Origin of the sequence: Endozoicomonas sp. ALB115, assembly GCF_049310245.1 — a bacterium.
In the GTDB taxonomy this organism is placed as follows: domain Bacteria; phylum Pseudomonadota; class Gammaproteobacteria; order Pseudomonadales; family Endozoicomonadaceae; genus Endozoicomonas.
The window spans coordinates 1-2,076 of the sequence record NZ_JBLYZG010000164.1 but is presented as its reverse complement, the minus strand read 5'-3'; the positions used below and the strand labels follow the sequence as shown (position 1 = coordinate 2,076).

Genomic DNA, 2,076 nt, shown 5'->3' with positions numbered 1-2,076 from the left:
AAAGTTGAGGGTTCTCTTGTGTTTTCAGAAATTATGAGTATGTCAGTTTTCTGGTTGTGGCAGCTGACGTGTATTCATCGGGAGTAGCTGCAACGAGAGCTTCCCGACCTGAATAACAGGCTAAAGACAGTCGTCGATTATGCTCGAACACGCTTTACCTGTTGGCCCCGTTGCCAAAAGTTGTACAGCACTTTAAACGCTGAAAACGCACCGCGAACCCTGGTCTTAGGGGGCAAACCTTCACTCATTCGACGAATTTGATCGGTGTACCAGCTGATTTCCATGATAGCCATATCATCAATCTTTTTAATACCGGTGGAAATGGGTTCTACACTGGAGCGGTAATTCGTGCCAGTCAGTAGATGGTTGGCCAGATTGGGATCAACGACAAAGGGTCGCGCCAGACCAACCACATCCACTGAGCCGGAATTAATCGCCTCTTCCATCGCTTGCTGACTTCTGAATCCACCGGTGACCATAATGGGTGCTGATACATTTTTCTTAAGCTGTTCAGAAAATTCCAGAAAATACGCCTCACGCTTCTTTGTACTTTCTTTTTGCTCCCCCCGACGGTTGACCGGATTTTCCCAGCTGCCACCAGAAACCTCAATCAGGTCGATGCCCATTTTATCCAGATGCCGACATACCTCGATGGACTCTTCCTGGCTGAACCCGCCTTTTTGGAAGTCCGAAGAGTTCAATTTAATGCCGATAGCAAAGCCCTCACCCACCTTCTCCCGGATGGATGCGTAAATTTCTTTGACAAATCTCATGCGATTTTCAAGGGAACCGCCCCATTGATCATTGCGCTTATTATGGTTTGGTGACAGGAATTGGCTGATCAGATAACCGTGGGCACCATGAAGTTGAACGCCATCAAACCCTGCTTCTTTTAAGATTAAAGCTGTCGTAGTGAATCGACGAATAATGTCGTTAATCTCACTCTCGGTGAGTTCCCGGGGTGGGATAAACATATCGCTCGCTAAAGGAATGGCAGAGGGTGCCAGGGGTTGGTCATTGAGGAATTTAGGCGATTGCTTGCCCGGATGGTTGAGCTGAGCCCAAATTTGACCACCTTTGGATTTAGCGCCTGCAACCCATAATTCCAACAGTTGAAAATCATCATAGTCTTCAACAGCCACGGCCAGCGGTTCATTGGCATGGCGTTTATCAACCATTATATTACCGGTGATCAGCAGTCCGGAGCCACCTTCTGCCCAGGTTCTGTATAACACTTCAAACTGTCTGACAACACCGCCTTTGCCTGTGGCGATGGCTTCATTCATGGCTGATTTGCAAATACGGTTTTTGAGTACTGAACCAGAACGTAACTTAAGTTCTTCTGATAAAGGCGATGTGGTTGTCATATACGTTCTTCTGACCTCATGGATTAATTACCCTGCTTATTATTTCGTAAGGCTTCATCCCGTGGTAATGAACTTATTTTGCCTGTGTACCAAATAAAAGGCATTGGATAAACAATTAAAAACAGCGAGTATTGATGGGCTTGATTAAAGACCTTCGACGTCGATTTCGTAATCCTTTATGGCTTTTCTGATGGTGTCGGGTATTCTGACGGATATGCCTTTTTTATAGTTGCACCAGATACTCGGTACACTCGCGGTAAAGACCGGTTGTTCTTCACCCTTTCGATAAATAGCAGCCTCAAGAATAGCGCTACTGTTTCCGACTTTACTGAATCGTGTACCTGTTTCCAGTTGTGTGGGGTAGTGGAGCTGCTTGTTAAATTCGCAGTTTAATCCTCTCATCACCCATCCCTGCTCCGAATCAGGCTTCATTTCAATCTTCAGTATGTTAAAAAAGTAGTCTAGGTGTGCGGATTCAATGAGTCGCATATAAGCCGCATTATTCAAGTGCCCCAGCGGATCACAATCTCCCCAGCGGACAGTATCTTGATAGAAGTGATTGAATAACGTTCGTTGCATGGGACGGACTCTCTGGATGGATTTTCCCCAACAGGCTGAATAATTTGGCTCTTCAGGGATAACTGTGGGTAGAAATCAACAAATTTGAAAAAAAAAGCACCAGCGGCTGATTTCAGGTATGTTTTTATTT

The 2,076-nt window shown here is 45.5% G+C and carries 2 protein-coding genes; both read right to left on the bottom strand.

Annotated features, from left to right (window positions below):
- Positions 1-137: 137 nt before the first annotated feature.
- Positions 138-1,367: an NADH:flavin oxidoreductase/NADH oxidase family protein gene (locus ACO6VE_RS24335; protein WP_422464069.1), complete on the bottom strand. Its 1,230-nt coding sequence runs from the start codon at positions 1,365-1,367 to the stop codon at positions 138-140.
- 144 nt (positions 1,368-1,511) lie between these two features.
- Positions 1,512-1,946 carry an acyl-CoA thioesterase gene (locus ACO6VE_RS24330; protein WP_422464067.1) on the bottom strand — a complete coding sequence of 145 codons (435 nt, stop codon included), beginning with the start codon at positions 1,944-1,946 and terminating at the stop codon, positions 1,512-1,514.
- Positions 1,947-2,076 lie beyond the last annotated feature (130 nt).

Coding starts and splice junctions, on each gene's coding strand:
- ACO6VE_RS24335 (WP_422464069.1), bottom strand. CDS start 1,367: ATGACAACCACATCGCCTTTATCAGAAGAACTTAAGTTACGTTCTGGT.
- ACO6VE_RS24330 (WP_422464067.1), bottom strand. CDS start 1,946: ATGCAACGAACGTTATTCAATCACTTCTATCAAGATACTGTCCGCTGG.